Here is a 22,728-nt window from a genome sequence, read left to right on the forward strand (position 1 = left end):
TTATCGGAGAACGCAACCCGTTTCGATGGGGAGGGGCAAGAATGGTTACCGGAGTATCGAGGCGGTCAGTTCTGAAGGGGTCGGTAGTCGGCACAGCGGCTGTTGCTTTGGGCGCAAAGGCAAGTGCGGCTCCGGCGGGGAGTGTGGATATCGAGTCTCCGTTGATTTTTCATTCACCGGAGTTCGAGCCGTTCTGTGACGAGCTTCCTACACTTCCAGTGCGTTCCGGTAGTGAGATCACTCTGACGTCCCAGGTCGGGACACACGTATTTCATCGGGATTTTCCGTCGTCCCCCGCCTTGTCGTACAGCAGCGCAGAGATCGGCGGCGGCTACTTGGGGCCCACCGTCGAGGCGCATTCGGACGAGCCGATCATGTTGACGTTCGAGAACAATCTCAGCGGTCATCCGTTGGCCGCAGACATGGATATGACATTGCACGGAATGCAGGCCGACTTCCGTGCGAATCCACCGACTTCGTTGCACTTGCACGGAGGAGTCACTTCGCCCGAGAGCGACGGCCATCCGGAGCTGCTTGTGATGCCGGGACAGGCTGCGATGCATCACTTTTCGCACGGGCAGGAAGCTGCGCACCTCTGGTATCACGATCACGCGATGGGCATCACCCGGCTCAACGTCTACGCCGGTCTGATCGGCAACTACCTGATCAGGGACGAATTCGACACCGGCAAGCTGGGAAATCCGTTGGGGCTGCCGGCCGAGGAATTCGAGATCCCGCTGATACTGCAGGAGAAGATCTTCACGCCGACAGGCGCTCAGAGCGGCCGATCCACCATCTTGATACCGGAAGGATCGCGGGAAGGCGGCGCGGTGGGCGACGTCGGATTGGTCAACGGCAAGGTCTGGCCGGAACTGGCTGTGGCTCGGGGCCTTTACCGTTTCAGGGTCGTCAATGCGTCATCGGCAAGCGTGTGGAATCTCCACTTCTCCAACATGATGACGTTCTGGGTCATCGGCAACGACGCCGGAATGCTCGACGCACCCGTCGGGGTCAGCGCCTTCCGCTGCGCGCCGGGGGAGCGCTACGACCTCCTCGTCGATTTCACCGGTCTGTCGGAGGGGTCGACGGTGGAGCTTCGCAACGACGAGGCGCCACCGCTACCCGCCGCTGTCATCGGTGAAGTGACAATGCCGCTGTTCTGCCGCTTCCGCGGCGACGCCCGGCGCGGATTCACCGGTGGTGTTCCGGCGCGACTGCGCGGTGGGCGGCTCCAACGTGACGTTCTCGCCCCGTTGGAGCAGCCGACGGTAACCCGCACAGTGACGGTGAGCCAGCAACTGGAACTGAGGAATCCGCCGGCTCAGATGACACTGAACAACCTGACGTTCAGCACCACCGACGTCGAGAGGCCGCGGCAGGGCACCGTCGAGCAGTGGAACATCGTCAACACCACGCCGGACCCGCATCCGATTCATCTGCACCTGGTGAACTTCCGGATTCTCGGCAGAACGCCGATGCGGACGCTGGACTACCTCATCCGTCATCCGCAGCCGGTGATCGGCAACAAGTGGACTCCGTCGCCCGACGGGTTCGAGGCGGGACCGATGATCGCGCCGGCGCCGTGGGAAGCGGGTATGAAGGACACCGTCAGGGTGGACGGTGGCACGGTCACGCGGATCATCGTGCGATTCCCGACCGCGGACGAGCTGGGTTTCGATCCCGACGCGATGTTCGAGCGACTTCCGAGTGGGGGGATGACTGGTGGCGATCAGGCGCATCAGGGAAGTGGTCACCACGGTGTGAGCAACGACGGCGTGAGTAGCACTGGTCAACTCCAGGGATACGTGTGGCATTGCCACCTACTCGACCACGAAGATCACGACATGATGCTGCCCTATCGAATCGTGCCGTGAGCGCCGCCGGAAGCGCACTCGAAATGAACCGGAGCGGGCAGGCGCACGCACGTCGGATCACCTCGGTCACCTAGCAGGATCGCTTCGGTCCTTCCCATGAATTTGGAACACGTTCTACAGTGAAAGGGCTGAGGTCTGTACCTCGGCCATGCGCCACCACCGAAGGCGGCGCGGACGATCTGCAGACCGGTTCGACGAATTACACGGAAGGAACACCTCACAGTGACCACAGAGGCATTCATTTATGAAGCCATCCGTACCCCGCGAGGCCGCGGCAAGAAGACCGGGTCGTTGCACTCGGTCAAGCCGATCTCGCTGGTCACGGGTCTGATCCAGGAACTGCGCGTGCGCTTTCCCGACCTCGACGAGGATCGGATCTCCGACCTCATCCTGGGCGTCGTCACCCCCGTTGGCGATCAGGGGATGGACATCGCCCGCGTTGCAGTCAACGATGCGGGACTGCCCGACACCGTCGGCGGCGTTCAGCTCAACCGTTTCTGCGCTTCCGGTCTCGAAGCCGTGAACATGGCTGCTCAGAAGGTCCGGTCCGGCTGGGACGAACTGGTCATCGCCGGTGGCGTCGAGTCGATGTCCCGCGTTCCGATGGGATCCGACGGTGGACCGTGGGCGCTCGACCCCGCCACCAACTACGACAACTACTTCGTCCCGCAGGGCGTCGGCGCAGACCTCATCGCCACCATCGAGGGCTTCTCGCGTGACGACGTCGACGCATACGCCGTGCGCTCGCAGGACCTCGCCGCTAAGGCGTGGACCGGCGGATACTTCGCCAAGTCGGTAGTGCCGGTCAAGGACATCAACGGCATCACCATCCTCGACAACGACGAGCACATGCGTCCGGGCACCACGGCCGAGAACCTCGCCGGCCTGGCTTCCGCATTCGGTGTGATCGGTGAAATCGGCGGATTCGACGCCGTGTCGCTGCAGAAGTACCACTGGGTCGAGAAGATCAACCACGTTCACCACGGCGGCAACAGCTCGGGAATCGTCGACGGCGCTGCACTCGTGCTCGTCGGCAGCGAGCAGGCCGGCAAGGACATGGGCCTGACGCCGCGCGCTCGCGTCGTCGCCACCGCCACCAGCGGAGCCGACTCCACCATCATGCTCACCGGCCCGACGCCGGCGTCGAAGAAGGTTCTGGCCGCTGCCGGCCTGACCGTCGACGACATCGACCTCTTCGAGATCAACGAGGCGTTCGCCTCCGTCGTCCTGAAGTTCCAGAAGGACCTGAACATCCCGGACGAGAAGCTCAACGTCAACGGCGGTGCCATCGCCATGGGCCACCCGCTCGGAGCAACCGGCGCGATGATCACCGGAACGATGGTCGACGAGCTCGAGCGTCGTGGCGGCAAGCGCGCCCTCATCACCCTGTGCATCGGCGGCGGTATGGGCGTTGCCACCATCATCGAGCGCGTCTGACGCGGCGTCCGTCCTTCCAACGAGGCTTACCAGGAGTCAATCAAAGTGACTGATCAGAACATCATCAACTGGGACCAGGACGCCGACGGCATCGTCGTGCTCACCATCAACGATCCCAACCAGGGCGCTAACACCATGAACGACGCGTACATCGCGTCGATGAAGGCCACCGTCGACCGTCTGGTCGCCGAGAAGGACTCCATCACCGGTGCCGTCATCACCTCCGGCAAGAAGACCTTCTTCGCGGGTGGTGACCTCAAGAACATGATCAAGGTCGGCCCCGAGCAGGCCGAGGAGATCTACAACCACAGCGTCGAGATCAAGGCAGACCTGCGTCGCCTCGAGACTCTCGGCAAGCCGGTAGTCGCCGCCATCAACGGCGCGGCACTCGGCGGCGGCCTCGAGATCGCTCTCGCGACCCACCACCGCATCGCGGCGGACGTCAAGGGCGTCAAGATCGGCCTGCCCGAGGTCACCCTCGGCCTGCTGCCCGGCGGCGGCGGCGTCGTTCGCACCGTGCGGATGCTCGGCCTGCAGAACGCGCTCATGGGCGTCCTGCTTCAGGGACAGCAGCGTGGACCCGTTCAGGCCAAGGAAGTCGGCCTCATCGACGAGGTCGTCGGCTCGGTCGAGGAACTGGTTCCGGCCGCGAAGGCATGGATCAAGGCCAACCCTGAAGGCGGCGTTCAGCCGTGGGATGTCAAGGGCTACAAGATCCCTGGCGGAACCCCGTCCACTCCGGCATTCGCTGCCAATCTTCCGGCATTCCCCGCGAACCTGCGCAAGCAGCTCAAGGGTGCTCCGATGCCGGCTCCGCGCGCCATCATGGCCGCAGCCGTCGAGGGCTCGCAGGTCGACATCGACAACGCGCTGCTCATCGAGGCTCGCTACTTCACTTCCCTGGTGACCGGCCGCGTCGCGAAGAACATGATTCAGGCGTTCTTCTTCGACCTGCAGTCGATCAACGGCGGCGGTTCACGTCCGGCAGGCATCGAGAAGTCCACCATCAAGAAGGTCGGCGTCATCGGCGCAGGCATGATGGGCGCGGGCATCGCGTACGTCTCCGCCAAGGCAGGCTTCGACGTCGTCCTCAAGGACGTCACCATCGAGGCTGCGAACAAGGGCAAGGCCTACTCCGAAGGCATTGAGGCCAAGGCGCTCTCGCGCGGCAAGACCACGCAGGAGAAGTCCGACGCACTCCTCGCCAAGATCACCCCGACGGCTGACCCGGCCGATTTCGCCGGCGTCGACTTCGTCATCGAAGCCGTCTTCGAGAGCCAGGAACTCAAGCACAAGGTGTTCCAGGAGATCGAGGACATCGTCGATCCCAAGGCACTGCTGGGCTCGAACACCTCGACGCTGCCCATCACGGGTCTCGCCACCGGCGTGAAGCGTCAGGAAGACTTCATCGGCATCCACTTCTTCTCGCCCGTCGACAAGATGCCGCTGGTGGAGATCATCCGCGGTGAGAAGACCTCCGACGAGACTCTGGCTCGCGTGTTCGACTACGTCCAGGCGATCCGCAAGACGCCGATCGTGGTCAACGACTCGCGTGGCTTCTTCACCTCGCGTGTCATCGGAACCTTCATCAACGAGGCCATCGGCATGCTCGCCGAGGGCGTCGAGCCTGCCACCATCGAGCAGGCAGGTATGCAGGCCGGTTACCCGGCTGCGCCGCTTCAGCTTTCGGACGAGCTCAACCTCACCCTCATGCAGAAGATCCGCAAGGAATCTGCCGAGGCAGCCAAGGCCGAAGGCAAGGAACTGCCGGCAGATCCGGCCGGCGAGGTCATCAACACCCTCGTCGAGAAGTTCGATCGTAAGGGCAAGCTCGGTGGAGCAGGCTTCTACGATTACGCCGAGGGCAAGCGCACCGGACTGTGGTCCGGACTCCGTGAGAACTTCAACTCCGGAACCTCCGACGCCCCGATCCAGGACCTCATCGACCGCATGCTGTTCATCGAGGCGATCGAGACGCAGAAGTGCTTCGACGAGAATGTCCTGATCACCACGGCGGACGCCAACATCGGCTCCATCATGGGCATCGGATTCCCGGCCTGGACCGGTGGCGTTCACCAGTTCATCGTCGGCTACGAGGGCGGCACTGCCGGCTTCGTCGCTCGCGCAAAGGAACTCGCTGCGCAGTACGGCCCGCGGTTCACCCCGCCGGCTTCGCTAGGGGCATAGCCCCCGTGCGCGGTTAGGGAGTCTCAACACTTCCTAACCGCGCACAGCTTTATCCACAGGTTAGTTTTTTCGGCGAAATCCTTCTGTATGTATTTGCAGGCTCGTCGTATGCCTTCACATACAGAAATCGATGCATTGCAGGTTATCGTCGATGCTCAGCACGGACTGGTCAGTCACGCCCAACTTCACGCCATCGGATTTCCGCGCTCTCGCGTGAAACAACGAGTTGAGGTCGGACGCTGGCAAACTGTTCTTCGCGGCGTCTACTCCGTCACCACGGGCCCATTGACCAGGTATGCCGCACTCGAAGCGGCGCTCCTGTACGGCGGCGGGTCGTCGATGCTCAGCCATCACACCGCCGCTGAGGAATGGTCGATGCGTCGGCCGGACAGCACTGCACCAGTACACATCACCGTTCCGTACGGGAAGTCCGCGATCTCTCAGGCTGCCACTTTCGTTCGTGGCCTCGGCGCCGACCGACATCCGTCACCCATGATCGGCACTGTCCTCCATCCCGGCGTTGTGGTCCACCGTTCGAGGGCTCATCGTCACATCGGTGTCGACGCGCAGATGCCGCGCACCGGCAAGGCTGATACAGCTCTCGATCTGGCCGTCGCAGAATCGACTGCGCGCGAGGCCTATGTCAGCCTCATCACCACAGTCACCAACGGACGCATCCGTTTGACGGACATCCGCCGACGCATGGAGGAGCGCTCACCCCGTCGATATCGGAAGGCCCTCGACAGTGCGGTGAAGCTCTTGGCAGATGGGGTGCAGTCATCGCTCGAATACCATTACGCGGTCGACGTGGAGCGGGCGCACGGGTTGCCGTCGGCCAGACGCCAGTCACCGATTCGCGTCGACGGCCGCACGTTGTACGAGGATTGCGACTACAGCGAATTCGGTGTGCCGCTGATCGTGCGTCTCGACGGTCGGTGGGCGCATTCCATGGCGGAAGTGGCATTTCGTGATCGCCGTCGTGACAATGCGGCAGAGCTGGCAGGTCGTCCGCGGTTGGTCTACGGATTCGACGAGGTGGTGAAGACCCCGTGCCAGGTTGCGCACGAGGTGGAGACGGTCTTGCGGCGGGGAGGTTGGGTGAGGACGGGGGATAGCCCCTGCGGGGCCTGTGAGTGGTTAAGGAGTGCGGAGACTCCTTAACCACTCACGGGGGCTTTGCCCCTAGGCCTTCCACCACGGGCGAAGCGGCACATGCGCCTCACCCTTGGGTCCGAGCTTGACGGCCAGAACCTGGTGCAGCTGAACGACATTGCGCTCGAATCCGAGCCGTGAACCCGCCATGTACAGGCCCCAGACGCGTGCGGTTCCTTCGCCGACCTCGGCGACGCAGGCGTCCCAGTTGTCGACGAGGTTCTGGCACCATCCGGCGAGCGTCAGTGCGTAGTGCTCGCGCAGGTTCTCCTCGTGCCGCACCTCGAGACCGACGTTCTGGATCTCGGAGATGATGCGACCCGATCCGGTGAGCTCCCCGTCGGGGAAGACGTACCGGTCGATGAATCCGCCTGCCTTGGCGCCGCTTCGGTTGTCCGGACGGGTGATGCAGTGGTTGAGCAGACGCCCACCCTCGCGCAACTTGCCCTTGAGGAACTCGAAGTACGCCGGGTAGTTTCCGACGCCGATGTGCTCCGTCAGGCCGATGGAGGACACTGCGTCGAACCCGGTCTCCGCGACGTCTCGGTAGTCGGAGAAGCGGACCTGCGCAAGATCGGCAAGCCCCTCGTCTTCGATCGCCTTCTGTGCCCAATCTGCCTGTTCGCGTGAGAGAGTCACGCCGATCACCTTGACGCCGCGCCGTGCTGCGTAGCGGACCATCGAGCCCCAGCCGCAGCCGATGTCGAGAAGTCGATCGCCCTTCTGAAGTCCGAGCTTCTCGAACACCAGGCGGTACTTGTTCTCCTGGGCTTCTTCGAGAGTCTGCTCCGCATTGTCGTAGGCGGCGCAGGTGTACGTCATGGACGGGCCGAGGACGTACTCGTAGAAGGTGTTGGAGACGTCGTAGTGGTGATGGATGACTTCGGCGTCACGAGTCTTGGAGTGACGCAGTCCTTCTGCGACGCGACGCCAGCGAGGGAGATGTTCCTGGGGCGGCGGGGCGATGGGCCGCAACAGATCCCAGCCCAGCGAGCGCGTGATGCTGGCGAGAGTCAGTGCTGACGGGCGCTTGAGGTGGAGTTCGTCGCCCATGATGCGCAGAATCTCGTACGGATCACCGGGGTGGACACCTTCGGCTTCGAGATCGCCGGAGACGTACGCGCGGGCCATGCCGAGGTCGCCGGGAGCCGTTGCGAGATAAGTGGTTCCGCGAGTCGACTTGAGGTGCAGTCCGTAGTCGGCATCCTCGGGGCCGGCGGTGCTGCCGTCGTACGCGGTGAATCGAAGCGGCAGCATGCCGTCGGAAAGCGTCTCGAGAATCTCTGCGATGGAGAGCTTGTCCTGGCTTTTGGAGTCTTTGAACGTGGTCATTTACGTTGCACCGCCTTAGAGAATAGATCCAATAAACGGGATTTCGGGTCGTAGCGTTCCTTGAGTCCGATGTACCGGTCGCCGCCGTAGTACAGCTCCTCGAAGTCTTCCTTCGAGTAGTAGGAGTCGGAGTAGAGCGATTTGTGTCCGTCAAAATCGCTGACCTTTTCTTCGATCAGTCGATTTGCTGCCCCCTCGCGCTCGCCGGGAACGATCGGCACCGAAGACCAGAAGCCGATGTTGACGTAGGTGCGCTTGGGTTCGAGGGGGTAGAGGGGCCACGGCCGCGATGTGGCCAATTGATCCAGCCGCGATGCGGAGGCAGCAGCCGGGCTGGGCTCACGAAGGCGTAACGGGCACAACCACAGTGGTTCGATCGGAATTTCCTCGAGGAACCACGAGACGAAGTCCGCGGTTCGTTCGATGGGTACCTCGACGTCCTGGACGACGCGTTCGCGCGGGGGCTTGCCCTTGCGCTTTTCGAGGCGATCTCCGATGTCGTACTTGTGGTCGAGGGCGATCAGCTTCCAGTAGAAGCTGCTGCGCAGGTACTGCTTGGGCCAGAAGCGCCGGATCTTCGGGTTCTGTGCACCGAAAGCCCGTGAGCACCAGAACCAGTCGGTGTCCCAGCGCCACAGGTAGTCCCGAATGGTCAAGCGGTCCGTCTTGGGCTGTGTGAGTGACGGATGCTGGATCGACCGGTAGAAGATGTCCTGGTCGGTGTAGTCGCTGACCGGGCCTTCCTCGTCGGTTTGCACGCCGAGTGTGAGGTAGCTCTCGGAATCGGTGAAGACCACCCCGTCGAGGTAGTCGACGGCGATCCCGTCGTACTCGCGCTCGGTGACGATGCGATCCATCGTTTCTTCGAGCTTCTTCAGCGAATCGAAGCGCACATGACGCAAGGCGACGTACTTCTCGACCGGTTCGAGTGCGATCTTCAATCGCGTCGAATAGCCAAGGGTGCCGTAGGAATTGGGGAAACCGAAGAACAGTTCGGCGTGTTCACCGTCCGGCGTTGCGGTGATGATCTCGCCGCTTCCGGTCAGTACGTCGATTTCGAGGACCGACTCGTGCGGTAAGCCGTTGCGGAACGAGGTGGACTCGATACCCAACCCGGTCACCGCACCGCCCAGGGTGATGGTCTTGAGCTGAGGCACGACCAGGGGCGCCAACCCGTAGGGCAGCGTCGCGTCGACGAGGTCTTCGTAGGTGCACATGCCGGCGACGTCGGCGGTGCGCGCCTGCGCATCGACGGCGATGACACCGGCCAGACCGCTGACGTCGAGGCCGGGGGCCGACGTCTTTGCGCGAGCGCGGAACAGATTGGATGTCTTCTTTGCCAGGCGTACAGAAGCATCGGCGGGAATGGCGCGGTATGACGCGAGTAGGCGTTCGACGCCTTCTCTGTGCTGCTCGAACCCCATTTCACGCGCAGCATCGGAACCCGGGCCTTGCTTTGTCCGGATTCGATCGAACTTCTGAACTACCCCATTGAACGAGAGAGTCACACCCTGACGCTATCGGTAGTTGCGCGTGCAAGCTATCTGGAGGGGTCTTAATGCCCGAATTTGATCGAGTTGTTGCAAACGAACTCGATAAATGCGCCAACAGGTGAACCAGCTCACAGGACAGGGCAGATTGTCGAGATACCGGGGCGGGACAGGCAATATGGAAAGGAATGTCTGCGCAGTTCGAGGTGCGGATTCGAGAGTCATTCGCGGTATCGAGCCGCGTTGGTCGAACAAGGAGACGTAGGGCATATGGGTCAGGTCAATGCAATGAGTTCGATAGTCGTCACAGCAGCACCCGACAAGGTCCTCGCGGCGCTCTCGGACTACGAGACGGTTCGCCCGCGAATCCTGTCCGAGCAGTACCTCGACTACAAGGTCGTCGAAGGCGGCCAGGGTGACGGAACCGTCGCGCAGTGGACGCTCAAGGCGACGGAAAAGCGTTCGCGCAACGTCAAGGCCACAGTGACGGTCGACGGCAACGTCATCACCGAGAAGGACGCCAACTCCAGTCTCGTCACCACCTGGACCGTTGCCCCCAACGGCACCGGAACGACGGTTACGACGCTCACCCAGTGGCAGGGTGCCACCGGAATCGGCGGGTTCTTCGAGCGAACCTTCGCGCCGAAGGGTCTGCAGCGCATCCAGGCCCAGGTCCTGGACAACCTCAAGCGCGAACTGGTCTGACTGATTCTGCATCTCGAAAGATGGCGTCGTACCTTCACCGGTACGGCGCCATCTTTCATGCGCCGGTAATGATCCGCCCCAGCTCGGCGAGTGCGGGGTTTCCGCTTTCCCAGTAATCGCTGTGAACTCCGAACCCCGGCTCCCCGGGTGATCCGTCGAATACCTGCGCGCCGAATTCCGGATCCGACGGGTCGAATCCGTGGACTCCGAGGATCTTGGGGATTAATTGGACCGGATCCCAGAAGGCCGTCGTCGAATGAACACGACGCGACATCTCGGAGGAGTCGACGCCGTCCAGGCTCAGTTCGTTCACACGCTCGGCATCGACTCCCGGACTTGCGACAAATACCAGTTCGTCGACGTCGAGAGAAGCGCCACGGGTAGTCGCGGCACCGATGACGGTGCTGCCGTAGGAGTGCCCGATCACGACGTTGTGCGACGGCGGACCGTCATGTGAGGTGCGTAGCCCGTCCTGGAAAGTGTCCAGCCCGGGCGCCGCGGCGTCTGCGTAGCGATCCGAACCGGCGTCGGGAATGCCTGGGGGAGCGCCGTACCCGGACCACAGGATCACCGACGTGGCTTCCGTTGGTGCCGCGCTGACGGCTGCGTCGTACATGGCTCTGGTTCGTTGTAGATCTCCGCCGACATCCGAGAGCCCGGAGCCGGTTCCGGGAATCAACGTTGCGACGTTGTCGGCAGCATCGGGATTACCGACAGCGACGACGGCGTGCCCACCAGTGACCGAGAGAAGGAACGTATCCGGCCGAAGTTCGCTGCGCACAGCCGCATATCCGGTCGCTACCGTGCGATCCGGCGAGGACTCGACTGCAGTCTCGAGTGCAGTGAGGTACCGCCGGTTGTAGTAGTCCCGGTCGAGAGCGGGAAGGCCGTCGCGACTTCCGATGGACGGATCCCACCTCGCCAACGCGTCTTTCTCGTTGGGCGTGAGCGATTCCCAGAGTCGGTGTAGCTCCGTTGGTGCCCCGGGGAGCGTCGACCTCCCATCGAGGATGTCGACGACGGTGCGGTTGAGGCGATCAGGCTGATTGCCCAGGAGTGATCCGATCTCCCGGAATGCCTGACGTAGAGCAGTCGCGGCCCGGCTGTCTTCATAGTCCAGCGCCGACAAAGAGTCGAAGATTCGCTGCTGAAAACTCTGTGCAGCCGTAGCGTTTTCGGAAGCCTGCATGATGTCGGCCAGATTCCACGGCTGCGTCGACGCAGGCGCCGATACAGCTCCACTGTCTGACACTGTCAATCCGTGTTCGATAGTCGCCTCCTCGACCAGGTCTAAAACTGTTCTTCGCGCCACACCAATCGTATTGGCCACTCCGGCATACAGATCCGCGACCACGCGCACCGCAATCGAGAGCCGAGAGGAGACAAGCGAGATGCCCGACCACTGCACTGCCGCCGCGCTCGACGCTTCGCCCCGCCAGAACTCGCGGACGGCGTCGATGCTGCGACCGGCGTCGCCACTGAGAAATTCGACTTTTCGATCGATTTCAACGAGTTCCGCAGCGCAGGTGCGTAGTTGCTCCGGTGACCACGTTCGAAGCTGAGAGACGGTGGGCTGCATCAGTAGGCTCCGCGCAGTTCGGACACCACTTCGCCCTCGGCAGCGTCGTACAGACGTGCTGCGGCAGCGGTTCCCGACGCCATGAGTCCCAATTGCGTAGCCAGGTGCCGGTACGCGTCGGCGATGACGCCGGCATTCCCAGTCGACACAGCCGCGACAGCGGACGAGTTCAGGGCCGCCGCGGCTTCGAAAATCGGGCCGGCGGAATCGATCCCCGAGATCTGATCCGCAATTCGAGACAGATCAGCCGAAAGTTGCTGCAACGCAGCGATGTCTACCTGAAGTATCGGCCCCATGGCTGAACCGTAGCCAGGCGAACTGGCTATCGGGGCCGTGCCGGCTTTCCTGTGGACAAGCGGGTTTTCTCCACAGAAGCCGGATCAGGGGGTTGTCAGGAAGGCCGTGACTCCACTGGTGACGGCGGCTGCATAGTCCTGCTGACCGTCCGGGCTCGTCATGCGCGCTGCCTCGTCGGCATTACGCATGTTGCCGAGTTCGACCAGAATCGACGGCCGCTGCGACAGATTGAGTCCCGTCAGATCGGCACGTGGTGCCAACCCGTCGTCACCGATGTAGGTCGACGGGGTGAGGCCGGCGGTGACGAGTGAGTCGCGCATGGTTTCCGCAAAAGCCACGGACGGGCCGGCCTGAACCGAGTTCAGTGGGGGAGCGGAGTAGCAGACGTGGAAGCCTTCGGCCCCGGCCGCTGCGCCGTCCGCATGAATACTCACCACGACGTCGGCGCCGGAGGAATTGGCGGCTTCGGCGCGTGCGTCGACGCAAGATCCGACGCTGACGTCGTCCGGTCGACTCAGGACGACTGTGGCGCCTTGGCCTTCGAGTTCGCTCTTGACCAGGCTCGCGACTTCCCAGTTGAAGGTGTGTTCGGGGAACCCGGCGTCGGTGTTGGTGCCGGTGGTCTGGCAGTTCTTGGTGCCGCCGCGGCCGGTGGGGACCTGGGTGTTGATGCTGTCGTCGTTCGCACCACTGTGCCCGGGATCGAGGAAGACGACCTTGCCGGTGAGGGCTGCGGGGATGTCAGCGGCAACAGTGCTGAGCGGAGACACCTCGACCGAAGTCGTGGCCTCGGCAGTCTCGGTCGGAATCGTGCACGCGGCGCTCAGCAGCCCGGCCCCGACTACGGCAATCAGGGCGGTGGAACGGAACAGCCGTGATGCCATGTTTGACCCTCTTGACGGTTTTGCGGTCTCTGACTGGTTCCGGCGCACCCGCTCACGGTAGCGCGCACCGACTACGCTGGTGGGGATAACTCTGTAGAAAGGACCGCTCGTGCAACCAGGTGGAGCACCCGACATGTCTGCTCTGTTGGCTCAGGCTCAGCAGATGCAGCAGCAATTGATGGCGGCGCAACAGGAAATGGCTCAGGCCGAAGTGACCGGTCAGGCCGGCGGCGGGCTGGTCGTCGCCACGGTCAAGGGCACCGGCGAGGTTGTGGGTCTGCAGATCGATCCCAAGGTCGTCGACCCCGAGGATGTCGAGACGCTGCAGGATCTGGTGATCGGCGCGATCGAGGATGCTTCGCGCAAGGCACAGGAAGTCGCTGCTGAGAAGCTCGGCCCGTTGGCCGGCGGACTCGGCGGAGGCCTTCCCGGTCTCCCCGGCTTCTAGAAACGAGAACGCGTGTACGAAGGTCCGGTTCAGGATCTGATCGACGAACTCGGGAAGCTTCCCGGAGTCGGGCCGAAAAGCGCTCAACGCATCGCTTTTCACCTGCTCTCCGTGGAGCCTCCCGAGATCGACCGTTTGAAAAATGCATTGCAGCGCATCCGTGACGGCGTTCAATTCTGCACGGTGTGCGGAACTGTGTCCGATCAGGAGAAGTGCCGCATCTGCGCCGACGCACGTCGCGATCGCACGGTGATCTGCGTCGTGGAGGAGCCGAAGGACGTCCAGGCCGTCGAGCGCACCCGGGAGTTCAAGGGTCGCTATCACGTGCTCGGCGGTGCGCTCAATCCGCTCTCGGGTATTGGACCGGACCAGTTGCGCATCCGGGAGTTGTTGGCTCGCATCGCAAATCAGGAGGACGGCGTCGACGTGTCCGAGGTCATCATTGCCACCGACCCCAATACCGAGGGCGAGGCGACAGCTACCTACCTCGTCCGAATGATGCGAGACATCCCGGGGCTGACGGTGTCTCGGTTGGCTTCGGGCCTTCCGATGGGCGGCGACCTCGAGTTTGCCGACGAGTTGACGCTGGGTCGGGCATTGTCCGGCCGTCGTGAATTGTCGCGGAACGCTTGATGAGCGGCACGGAGCAAGGTCAACAAGTGCGTCGTACGTCCGAGCAGACCCGTGCGCAGATCATCGCTTCGGCCGGGAAAGCATTCGCGACTCGGCCGTACCGCGAGATCACGCTCAAGGACATCGCCGAAGACGCAGGCGTCAGCGCTCCGCTGATCATCAAGTACTTCGGTTCCAAGGAGCAGTTGTACGACGAGTTGGTCGACTTCCGTGCAGCGGCGATCACGGTGTTCGACGCACCGCACGACTCGCTCGGCGAGCGCATGGTCTCGCTGTTCACCAAGCCGCTGGAGTCGTACAAGCCGCTGTCCATGAGCTTGTTGTTCATGAGCGGTGTCAGTGAAGAAAGCAACCGCAAGCTGCGCGAGAACTATTCGACGCAGATGATCGACACCCTCGCCGCTCGTCTGTCCGGTCCCGATGCCAGATTGCGCGCGGAACTGGCGATGTCGATGGTGGTCGGAGTGGCGATCATGCGCCGACGGATGATGGCCGGGCATGCCACCGGCACCCAGGACGAGGTGGTTGCGCTGTACGCACCACTCGTGCAAAAGCTCCTCGACGGGTGAGCGGCGTCACAATTCTTGCTTGGTAAATATCCGTTCACCTAGTGTAGGTGAACGGATATTTACCTAGTGAGAACAGGCGGTGTGGGGTGACGACGCTCGACCGTCCGCCGGGTACTCCGACAGTCCCCACCCCTGACGCGAGTCTTGCGCAGCCGCGCTCCCGCTTCCTCTTTCCCATCGTTGTCGCGGCCGCCGTGTTCCAAGCAGTCCTGCAAACCGTCATCGTTCCGCTGCTGCCGGAGCTGCCCCACTTCACGGGCGCCGGACGCACAGCAGTGTCCTGGCTGGTGACCGTCACATTGCTGGTCGGCGCCGTCGTCACCCCCATCTTCGGCCGGCTCGCCGACATGTTCGGCAAGAAGAAGATGCTTCTCGTTGCCTTCTCGATGATGACTCTCGGCTCGATGTTGTGTGCGCTGTCCTCGGACATCGCGGTCCTTATCTTCGCGAGAGCGCTGCAAGGTGCCGGGTCGGCCGTCATCCCCATCGGAATCTCCATGCTGCGTGACGAATTGCCGCGCAACAAGGTCAACGGCGCAGTGGCCATGATGAGTTCGACGCTCGGCGTCGGAACGGCTTTGGGGATACCGTTTTCCGCGATGATCGCGCAGTACTCGAACTGGCACGTCCTGTTCTGGGTAACCACGGCCATCGGGCTGTCGGTGACTCTTGCTGCGGTGCTGTTCATTCGAGAGTCGGAGCCGAATCCGTCGGGGAGATTCGACGGCGTCGGCGCGGTCGGTCTGAGCGCCGCGATGATCGCTCTGCTTGTGCCGATCACGCAGGGATCGAGTTGGGGGTGGACCAGCGGCGCGGTGATCTCGATGCTGGCCGCGTCGGCGGTGCTGTTCACGCTTTGGGTAATTCAGCAGCGGCGCAACGTCAATCCGCTGGTCGACGTCCGTGCTCTCGTCAAGCGTGCGGTGTTGATCCCACATCTCGCGGCTCTGCTGGTCGGGTTCGCGTTTTTCGGGAACACACTGATCACCACGCAGCTGCTGCAGGGGATGAAGGGGCCGGGCGCCGGGTACGGCCTGTCGATCATCGCGGCGGCGCTCTGCCAGATTCCGGCCAGTATCGCGATGGTGCTGTTCTCTCCGGTTGCGGTGCGGATTACCGATCGCTTCGGTTCACGGACCGCGATGTTGACCGGTGCCGTATTCCTCGCTGGGGGCTACGGGATTCACGCCGTTGCGGGTAAGCCGCTGTGGGGAGTGGTTGCGGCGCTCGGCATTACGGCAGTCGGGACAGCGATCGTGTACAGCACGCTCTCACTGCTGATCCTGGTTGCCGTGCCACGTCAGCGACTGGCAGCAGCCAACGGGGTGAACTCGCTCCTACGGACGTCCGGAAGCACGATCTGCAGTGCGACGGTGGCGACCATCCTCGCCGCGTTCGTGATCAGCGGTTCGGAACATTCCACGTCGTGGACCGGATTCTCCGTCGCCTATCTGGTGTGCGCGGGCTGCGCGGTGGTCGTGTTCGCGGTGTCGATCCTGTTGCCGCAGGGACGAACCCCGAAACATCTGGATCTGCCGGATCTCGTCAGGCGACCCTGAATCCCGAGAGGAAGAGCATAATCATCAGATCCGCGAACTCGTCGGTGGTGTATTTCTGGCGGTCCGGCCAATGCGTTGTCGACCACAAGGTGTCTCGTACCGATCGATAGAAAATCTCCGGGGCCACATCTTGGCGGAAGATTCCCTGATCGACGCCTTCGGCAATCGCTTTCATCCAATGCTCGCGGACTTGGCGAGAAGGCCCGTCGACGGATTGCAGGAGATCGTTGTCGCGTAGATACGCCCGATCGTTCTGATAGATCGCAGTCGGGTGCGGGTGCAGTTCGATGACGATCAGCGTCTCGCGGATCAGGCCGCGCAGGACGTCCTCGGGGCCGGTTGCCGTTTTCTCGACCTGATCGAAGCGGAGCTGAATATCGGTGATGAAGCCGTGCATGAGCTCGGCAACTATCGCGTTCTTCGACTTGAAGTAGTGGTAAAGGCTGCCCGAGAACACGCCGGCGGCGTCGCCGATTTCGCGAACGGTCGTGGTCGCGACACCCTTCCTGGCAAACAGCTCGGCTGAGCTCTCCAGGATCTTCTCCCGACGATCTGGTGATGCCACTGAATCTCCACTGGTTGTCGGTCCTGCTCAGGGCAGGGTTTCGGGGGTGCCGGGCTGCCGGCGTCGGACGTAGCGCAATCCTGCCTGATGGCTCCGACTCGAACCAATTCGTCGGTGAGATCGCGTGTTTCCACTTCCGGATTCCTATGCTAGCTTCAGAATCAAGCGCTTGCTCAACTTTCGTTCACGGAGGATTTCAGTGCAGAGTCTGCAGACGCAATTTTCGAATTTCATCGGCACAGAGGCCGAACCAGCCCGGGTCGCTCGCTACGCGGTCAACGAGGCGATGATCTGCAACTGGGTCGAGGCGCACGACGACCGCAACCCGATCTACGTCGACGCAGAAGCTGCCCGCAGCGTGGGTCGTCGAGATGTCGTCTGCCCACCCGCCATGATCTCGACCTGGGTGATGGCGGGCTACCGACGCTATCGCCAGGTCCAACAGCTTCGTGCCGACGGAGTCTCCGAGGACTTCGCCTATTCACGACTGCTCGCGTTGTTGGACGAGGCCGGATACACCTCGGTCGTCGCGACCAACGTTGAGCAGGAGTATCTCGCGGAGCTGAGTCCCGGAGACCACGTCACCGCGCATTTCACCATCGAAGCGATCTCGCCGTTCAAACAAACTGCCCTCGGTCACGGGTGCTTCATCACTCTGTTCAAGAAGTACGTCGACCAGGACGGAAAGGCGCTGGTCGAAGAGCGTTTTCGATTGCTCAGGTTCAAACCAGATGTCCAGACAGATACCCAGCTCGAAGTCCAGGAGGTAATCGCATGAGCGAGACTGGCTCCCGCAACACCGCTGTTCCGAGACTCACCGTCACCGACGACAACGATTTCTTCTTCTCCGCGGCGAAAGAGGGTCGCCTCGAGATCCAACGGTGTGCGGATTGCAAGACACTGCGCCACCCACCCGCGCCCGCGTGCCCGGAATGCCGCTCGTTCAGTTGGGACACAGTCGAATCCACGCGGCGATGCACGTTGCACAGCTTCACGGTCATCCATCACCCGAAGGATCCTGCTTTCGAGTACCCACTCGCCGTCGGGCTCGTCGATCTCGAAGAAGGCACGCGCCTGGTTGCCGACATCGCGGGGATCGATCACGAGGAACTCGAATTCTGCATGGAGCTCGAAGTGACCTTCTCCGAGCACGCTCACGGCGAGATGCTGCCGCAACTGAGGCGACGGGGTTCGGCGGAATGACGAAACTGATTGACTGCGAGGTGGGTTCGGTCCTCCCCAGCCTCGAATTGCGGTTGGATCGAACGCTGATCGTCGCCACCGCGATCTCTTCTCAGGATTTCGAAGACGTGCATCACGATCCGGGCAAGGCGCAGGATCGCGGAACTCCCGACATCTTCATGAGCATCAACACCACCAACGGGCTCATCGACCGCTACATCACCGACTGGTCCGGCCCCGCATCACGGATCGTCAAAACATCACTACGGCTTGGTGTTCCGAACTTCCCCGGAGACACCATGACATTCACCGGCAAGGTCACCGCCACAGACGGCCGGGCGCTCACCGTGACGGTTATCGGGAAAAACGCCCGCGGAACACACGTGACGGCCGACGTGACTCTCGAACCGGTGGAAAGGGTAATCGCATGACACGAGGATTTTCGAGGCAAGCAGCCATCGCCGGAATCGGCGCCACCGAGTTCTCCAAGAACTCCGGCCGCAGCGAATGGCAGTTGGCGTGCGAATCCGTGATCGCCGCACTCGACGACGCGCACATCGAGGCAGAAGAGGTGAACGGATTTGCGCTGTTCACCATGGAGAACAATCCCGAGATTGCGGTCGCACGCGCCCTCGGGATCCCGGAACTGACGTTCTTCAGTCGTATTCCACACGGCGGTGGCGGTGCCTGTGCACCGGTTCAACAAGCAGCGCTTGCCGTCTCCAGCGGAGTTGCCGACGTTGTGGTCGTCTACCGCGCTTTCAACGAAAGATCCGGCCACCGATTCGGCGCCGGGCCACCACCTTTCGCGTACAACGCGTCGACGGACCAGGAATACCGGAACTGGATCAACCCGTACGGGCTTCTGACGCCGGCGCAGCAGGAAGCCTTCCTGGCCAAGCTGTACATGCACAAGTACGGGGCAACCAGCGCCGACTTCGGCCAGATCTCGGTTCTCTCGCGCAAGCATGCGGCGAACAACCCCAAGGCCTGGTTCTACGAACGCCCGATCACCATCGAGGATCATCAGAACTCGCGCATGATCGCCGACCCCATCCGCCTGCTCGACTGCTGCCAGGAAAGTGACGGCGGACAGGCGCTGGTCATCGTCAGCGCGGAGCGCGCCCGCGATCTCCCTCATAAACCTGCGATCATCAGCGGTGCCGCGCAAGGTGTAGGCCCGCAACAGATTTCGATGAGCAGCTACTACCGAGACGACATCGACAGTATGCCGGAAGTCGAACTGGTCGCGCGCCAACTGTGGGACCAGGCCGGTATCGGGCCAGACGACATCGATGCCGCAATTCTCTACGACGCCTTCACTCCGATGGTTCTGCTTCAACTCGAGGAGTACGGATTCTGCGGACGGGGCGAGGCAAAAGACTTCATCGCCGACGGCAATCTCGAGCTGGACGGCCGCCTACCGATCAACACTCACGGCGGTCAACTCGGTGAGGGATACATCCACGGCGTCAACGGCATTGCCGAAGGCGTTCGTCTGATCCGCGGCACCTCCACCAACCAACCCACCAAAACTCTGGACAACGTGCTCGTGACCGGCGGTTCCCCCGTCCCGCACAGTGCACTCGTCCTCTCGGCAGATCGCTGAATCTGCCGCACACATTCGAGAAAGCAGGAACACGATGAGTGAGCGGATCACCTACGCCAGGGCCACCCACGGCGAGGAAGAAATACAGGCTGTTGTCGACGTCTTGCGCAGCGGGCATCAAGGACTGCGCATCGGCAAGAACGTCTTCGAGATGGAAGAGCGTATCGCGGCCTTGGCAGGCAAGAAATTCGGCGTCATGTGCAACTCGGGATCCTCGGGTCTGTACTTGGCTGTCGAGCTGCTCGGACTTCCAGCCGGCAGCGAGGTCATCACATCGCCGTTGACGTTCTCCACCGACATCGCGCCGATCGTGCGTGCCGGTCTGGTGCCGGTGTTCGTGGACGTGGAACCCAACACGTTCAACGTCGACGTCACCAAGATCGAGGCCATGGTCACCGAGAAAACCGGCGCCATCCTGATGCCGAACCTGGCCGGCAACTGCCCGGACTGGGACGCCATCCGCGACATTGCAGATCGCCACGGACTCAAGGTGATCGAAGATTCGTGTGACGCGATCGGCGCCACGCTCCGCGGCACTCCGACCGGCACTCGGGCGGACATCGTTGTCACCAGTTTCTCGATGGCACACATCATCACGTGCGCGGGAACCGGTGGAATGGTGTGCGTCGACGACGAAGCCAGCCGTGACAAGGCTCTATTACTCCGCCGCTGGGGCCGTCGTAGTGAGCCGAACCTGTTCGGCAGCACCAAGTCCGGCCGAGTCTTCCGCGAAGAACTCGACGGTGTCGACTACGACAACGATTTCATCTTCGAGCTCATGTCGTGGAACTTCGAGCCCTCCGAACTCGGCGCAGCCTACGGCGTCGTGCAACTCGACAAGCTGGAGGAGAACTACAAGACGCGCAAGGCCACGTTTGCGGCCTTCACGGCGGCGTATGGGGCTCATCCCGAATTCTTCACGACGCCGGTAGAACTCGACGGGCTCGATACAGCGTGGCTGTGCTACCCCGTGATGATCAACGAGAATGCACCCTTCACACGCAGCGACCTGCAGGAAGCCATCGAAGCCGACGGCATCGACACACGAACTGTGTGGAGCGGCAACGTCACTCGTCACCCGATGATGAACAACATCGAATTCCGTCAGCCGGCCGAAGGATTGCCGGAAGCCGACGCGGTTTTTGCCCGAGGAATGACGCTCGGCATGAGCCACGGCCTGCGTGAAGACGAAGTTGCTCGGATTGCGGAGAGCATCAATCGTTTTGCCTCGAAGTGGAAGTAGCATGACCGATCGCTTCAAAGGGCGCCGAGCGCTTGTCACCGGTTCCAGCCGCGGAATCGGCGCTGGCGTCGCAGAAAGGCTGGCAGCGGAAGGCGCTGACGTCGCTCTCGTGGCCCGGACGCTCGGTGCGCACGCAACCCTGCCCGGCAGTCTCGGGGAGACGGCCGCTCGAATTGCGAAGTACGGAAACAAGGTCGAGATCATTGTTGCGGATCTGACGGACGAGCAGCAGCGCGACACCGTTGTGCCGGCGGCAATCGAGAAGCTCGGTGGGACGATCGACATCCTGGTGAACAACGCGGCAGCAGCGATCTATCAACCGCTGTCGGACTACCCACTGCGTCGGCGACGTCTGATGTTCGAGGCAAATGTCCACGCACCGCTCGATCTGATGCAAGCCGTGGTGCCGGGGATGGTGGCAAACGGATACGGCTGGATCGTGAACGTGTCCAGCGGCACCGTCAAACCGTGGCAGGGCCCGCCGTTCACGTGGGTCGAACCGGGAACCGCGATGACCGTGTACGGCGCGTCCAAAGCAGCGCTCAACAGGATCAGCAACGGCATGGGCGTGGAACTCTACGGCCAGGGGGTGCGTGTCAACACGGTTCAACCGCGGGCGGCGGTGCTCAGCGAGGGCGCAAGAGTCCTGGTCGGTGAGACTATCCGGCCGGATCAGGTCGAATCTATGGAAGAAATGGTGGAAGCGGTCACAGCGCTGTGTGGTTGCGACACCGAGTTCACTGCTCGCTCGTGCGTGAGCTTGGACCTGATCGACGACTGGGCGCTGACCGTGCGAGGTCTGGACGGAACGGCACTACGAACCGAGGAGTTGGCATGAAGCCCGTCATCGTGGACGCAGCACGAACGCCGTTCGGCAAGCGTGAGGGATGGCTGTCCGGAGTCCACGCGGCCGAACTGTTGGGTTACGCGCAGAAAGGCGTGCTGGATAGGGTCGGCGTGGATCCTGGCGCAGTCGACCAGGTCATCGGTGGTTGCGTGACGCCTCTCGGCGAGCAGTTCGGCAATATCGTGCGTACGTCCTGGATGCATGCGGGCCTTCCGTTGAAAGCGGGCTGCACCACGATCGACGCGCAGTGCGGAACCGCGCAGCAGTCGGTGCAGTTGATCGCCGGGCAAATCGCCATCGGTGCAGTCGACGTGGGAGTTGCCTGCGGTGTGGAACTGATGTCGCGGGCACCACTCACCTACAAGGTGGGTACCGGCCTCGGAACACCACGTCCGGAGTCGTGGTCACTTGACACCGTCGATCAGTACACCGCGGCCGATCGGATTGCGGTCAAGCGTGGTTTCAGCCGCGAGGATCTCGACGCCTTCGGGTTGCGCTCGCAGCAGCGAGCCGCAGCAGCATGGGAGGCCGGACGATTCGACTCGCACATCATCGATGTGCTGGCTCCGGGCTCCGATGTTCCGGTTCATCGGGATCAGGGTCTACGCGAATCGAGTCTCGAAGGACTCGCGAAACTGCGGACCGTTCAGGAGGGCGGACTGCACACCGCTGGAACGTCTTCGCAGGTCTCGGACGGTGCGAGTGCCGCTCTGCTGATGTCCGAGGATCGAGCGAAGGCCCTCGGAGTGCGACCGCGGGCAAAGATACTGGCGCAGTGCGTCATCGGTGGTGACACCGAGTTCATGCTCGACGGCCCCGTCGACGCGGCAAACATCGTGCTCGGCCGCACCGGCCTGACGATCGACGATATCGATCTGTTCGAGGTCAACGAGGCATTTGCTTCGGTACCGATGTCGTTTGCGCAGGTTCACGGCGTCGATCCCGAATTGCTGAACGTCAACGGTGGCGCAATCGCACTGGGCCATCCGGCCGGTGCAACCGGAATCAGGCTGTTGGCCAATGTTATCGACGAACTGGAACGCCGAGACAAGTCCACCGCACTGATCGCGATCTGTGCGTCAGCCGCAACTACCTGTCTGATTCTCGAACGCATCTGACAAGAACCGAAGATTGAG

22 protein-coding genes are annotated in these 22,728 nt (G+C 62.4%); 16 read left to right on the forward strand and 6 right to left on the reverse strand.

Features of this window, described 5'->3' with window-relative positions; genetic code table 11:
• Window positions 1-41: 41 nt before the first annotated feature.
• The 4 genes from ACFQ6Y_RS15280 to ACFQ6Y_RS15295 all read left to right on the forward strand — a co-directional run bounded on the left by ACFQ6Y_RS15280 (window position 42) and on the right by ACFQ6Y_RS15295 (window position 6,659).
• Window positions 42-1,874 carry a multicopper oxidase domain-containing protein gene (locus ACFQ6Y_RS15280; RefSeq protein ID WP_378634027.1) on the forward strand — a complete coding sequence of 611 codons (1,833 nt, stop codon included), beginning with the start codon at window positions 42-44 and terminating at the stop codon, window positions 1,872-1,874.
• Between the two features lie 222 nt (window positions 1,875-2,096).
• Window positions 2,097-3,311, forward strand: a complete 1,215-nt coding sequence (locus ACFQ6Y_RS15285) for an acetyl-CoA C-acetyltransferase (RefSeq protein WP_003943886.1) — start codon at window positions 2,097-2,099, stop codon at window positions 3,309-3,311.
• A gap of 45 nt (window positions 3,312-3,356) precedes the next feature.
• Window positions 3,357-5,498 carry a 3-hydroxyacyl-CoA dehydrogenase NAD-binding domain-containing protein gene (locus ACFQ6Y_RS15290; protein WP_317826579.1) on the forward strand — a complete coding sequence of 714 codons (2,142 nt, stop codon included), beginning with the start codon at window positions 3,357-3,359 and terminating at the stop codon, window positions 5,496-5,498.
• Between the two features lie 108 nt (window positions 5,499-5,606).
• Window positions 5,607-6,659 carry a hypothetical protein gene (locus ACFQ6Y_RS15295; RefSeq protein ID WP_378634031.1) on the forward strand — a complete coding sequence of 351 codons (1,053 nt, stop codon included), beginning with the start codon at window positions 5,607-5,609 and terminating at the stop codon, window positions 6,657-6,659.
• Between the two features lie 21 nt (window positions 6,660-6,680).
• Here the strand turns inward: ACFQ6Y_RS15295 and ACFQ6Y_RS15300 are convergent, their stop codons facing one another.
• Together ACFQ6Y_RS15300 and ACFQ6Y_RS15305 are read right to left on the reverse strand one after the other, a co-directional pair.
• A complete protein-coding gene (locus tag ACFQ6Y_RS15300) occupies window positions 6,681-7,982 on the reverse strand; it encodes a class I SAM-dependent methyltransferase (protein ID WP_230816598.1) in 1,302 nt (433 codons plus the stop codon).
• The gene (locus ACFQ6Y_RS15305; RefSeq protein WP_378445774.1) at window positions 7,979-9,406 is read right to left on the reverse strand and encodes an FAD-binding protein; all 1,428 of its coding nucleotides are present in this window, start codon (window positions 9,404-9,406) and stop codon (window positions 7,979-7,981) included. The genes ACFQ6Y_RS15300 and ACFQ6Y_RS15305 overlap by 4 nt, the downstream gene beginning before the upstream one ends.
• Before the next feature lie 336 nt (window positions 9,407-9,742).
• On the opposite strand from ACFQ6Y_RS15305, the gene ACFQ6Y_RS15310 reads away from it, so the two are divergent.
• Complete coding sequence (locus ACFQ6Y_RS15310; RefSeq protein WP_378445664.1) at window positions 9,743-10,177, forward strand: SRPBCC family protein; 435 nt, start codon at window positions 9,743-9,745, stop codon at window positions 10,175-10,177.
• Between the two features lie 55 nt (window positions 10,178-10,232).
• Here ACFQ6Y_RS15310 and ACFQ6Y_RS15315 read toward each other — a convergent pair whose 3' ends face one another.
• The 3 genes from ACFQ6Y_RS15315 to ACFQ6Y_RS15325 form a co-directional block, all read right to left on the reverse strand.
• Window positions 10,233-11,756, reverse strand: coding sequence for an alpha/beta hydrolase (locus ACFQ6Y_RS15315; protein WP_378634034.1), 1,524 nt, complete (start codon window positions 11,754-11,756; stop codon window positions 10,233-10,235).
• On the reverse strand, window positions 11,756-12,052 hold the full coding sequence (locus ACFQ6Y_RS15320) for a hypothetical protein (protein ID WP_378634037.1): 297 nt from the start codon (window positions 12,050-12,052) through the stop codon (window positions 11,756-11,758). Before ACFQ6Y_RS15320 ends, ACFQ6Y_RS15315 begins: the two co-directional genes overlap by 1 nt.
• Window positions 12,053-12,136: 84 nt before the next feature.
• A complete protein-coding gene (locus ACFQ6Y_RS15325; RefSeq protein WP_378634040.1) occupies window positions 12,137-12,937 on the reverse strand; it encodes an Rv3717 family N-acetylmuramoyl-L-alanine amidase in 801 nt (266 codons plus the stop codon).
• 109 nt (window positions 12,938-13,046) lie between these two features.
• On the opposite strand from ACFQ6Y_RS15325, the gene ACFQ6Y_RS15330 reads away from it, so the two are divergent.
• The 4 genes from ACFQ6Y_RS15330 to ACFQ6Y_RS15345 all read left to right on the forward strand — a co-directional run bounded on the left by ACFQ6Y_RS15330 (window position 13,047) and on the right by ACFQ6Y_RS15345 (window position 16,146).
• On the forward strand, window positions 13,047-13,385 hold the full coding sequence (locus ACFQ6Y_RS15330; protein ID WP_003943929.1) for a YbaB/EbfC family nucleoid-associated protein: 339 nt from the start codon (window positions 13,047-13,049) through the stop codon (window positions 13,383-13,385).
• A gap of 12 nt (window positions 13,386-13,397) precedes the next feature.
• Entirely contained in the window at window positions 13,398-14,018 is a 621-nt protein-coding gene (gene recR, locus ACFQ6Y_RS15335; protein WP_003943917.1) for a recombination mediator RecR, read from the forward strand.
• Window positions 14,018-14,587, forward strand: coding sequence for a TetR/AcrR family transcriptional regulator (locus ACFQ6Y_RS15340; protein WP_378536944.1), 570 nt, complete (start codon window positions 14,018-14,020; stop codon window positions 14,585-14,587). The genes recR and ACFQ6Y_RS15340 overlap by 1 nt, the downstream gene beginning before the upstream one ends.
• Window positions 14,588-14,673: 86 nt before the next feature.
• Window positions 14,674-16,146, forward strand: a complete 1,473-nt coding sequence (locus ACFQ6Y_RS15345) for an MFS transporter (RefSeq protein ID WP_378634043.1) — start codon at window positions 14,674-14,676, stop codon at window positions 16,144-16,146.
• Here the strand turns inward: ACFQ6Y_RS15345 and ACFQ6Y_RS15350 are convergent.
• Window positions 16,133-16,711, reverse strand: a complete 579-nt coding sequence (locus ACFQ6Y_RS15350; protein WP_378634046.1) for a TetR/AcrR family transcriptional regulator — start codon at window positions 16,709-16,711, stop codon at window positions 16,133-16,135. The two genes, ACFQ6Y_RS15345 and ACFQ6Y_RS15350, sit on opposite strands and share 14 nt — an antisense overlap.
• A 199-nt stretch (window positions 16,712-16,910) precedes the next feature.
• Here ACFQ6Y_RS15350 and ACFQ6Y_RS15355 point away from each other — a divergent pair, with 199 nt between their 5' ends.
• Genes ACFQ6Y_RS15355 through ACFQ6Y_RS15385 form a run of 7 tightly spaced genes read left to right on the forward strand, consistent with a single transcriptional unit; the run spans window position 16,911 to window position 22,710 of the window.
• Window positions 16,911-17,489 (forward strand): MaoC family dehydratase N-terminal domain-containing protein, encoded by a 579-nt coding sequence (locus ACFQ6Y_RS15355; RefSeq protein WP_378634048.1) that lies wholly within the window; start codon window positions 16,911-16,913, stop codon window positions 17,487-17,489.
• Complete coding sequence (locus ACFQ6Y_RS15360; protein WP_378634051.1) at window positions 17,486-17,914, forward strand: Zn-ribbon domain-containing OB-fold protein; 429 nt, start codon at window positions 17,486-17,488, stop codon at window positions 17,912-17,914. The genes ACFQ6Y_RS15355 and ACFQ6Y_RS15360 overlap by 4 nt, the downstream gene beginning before the upstream one ends.
• The gene (locus tag ACFQ6Y_RS15365) at window positions 17,911-18,324 is read left to right on the forward strand and encodes an acyl dehydratase (RefSeq protein WP_378634054.1); all 414 of its coding nucleotides are present in this window, start codon (window positions 17,911-17,913) and stop codon (window positions 18,322-18,324) included. The genes ACFQ6Y_RS15360 and ACFQ6Y_RS15365 overlap by 4 nt, the downstream gene beginning before the upstream one ends.
• Window positions 18,321-19,502 (forward strand): lipid-transfer protein, encoded by a 1,182-nt coding sequence (locus tag ACFQ6Y_RS15370; RefSeq protein WP_230816589.1) that lies wholly within the window; start codon window positions 18,321-18,323, stop codon window positions 19,500-19,502. The genes ACFQ6Y_RS15365 and ACFQ6Y_RS15370 overlap by 4 nt, the downstream gene beginning before the upstream one ends.
• Window positions 19,503-19,536: 34 nt before the next feature.
• A complete protein-coding gene (locus ACFQ6Y_RS15375; RefSeq protein WP_378634057.1) occupies window positions 19,537-20,745 on the forward strand; it encodes a DegT/DnrJ/EryC1/StrS family aminotransferase in 1,209 nt (402 codons plus the stop codon).
• A 1-nt stretch (window position 20,746) separates the two neighbouring features.
• The gene (locus tag ACFQ6Y_RS15380; RefSeq protein WP_378634060.1) at window positions 20,747-21,583 is read left to right on the forward strand and encodes an SDR family NAD(P)-dependent oxidoreductase; all 837 of its coding nucleotides are present in this window, start codon (window positions 20,747-20,749) and stop codon (window positions 21,581-21,583) included.
• Window positions 21,580-22,710: a steroid 3-ketoacyl-CoA thiolase gene (locus ACFQ6Y_RS15385; RefSeq protein WP_378634063.1), complete on the forward strand. Its 1,131-nt coding sequence runs from the start codon at window positions 21,580-21,582 to the stop codon at window positions 22,708-22,710. The genes ACFQ6Y_RS15380 and ACFQ6Y_RS15385 overlap by 4 nt, the downstream gene beginning before the upstream one ends.
• Window positions 22,711-22,728 lie beyond the last annotated feature (18 nt).

The organism is Rhodococcus sp. NPDC056516 (assembly GCF_042794655.1).
Lineage (GTDB): Bacteria > Actinomycetota > Actinomycetes > Mycobacteriales > Mycobacteriaceae > Rhodococcus_F.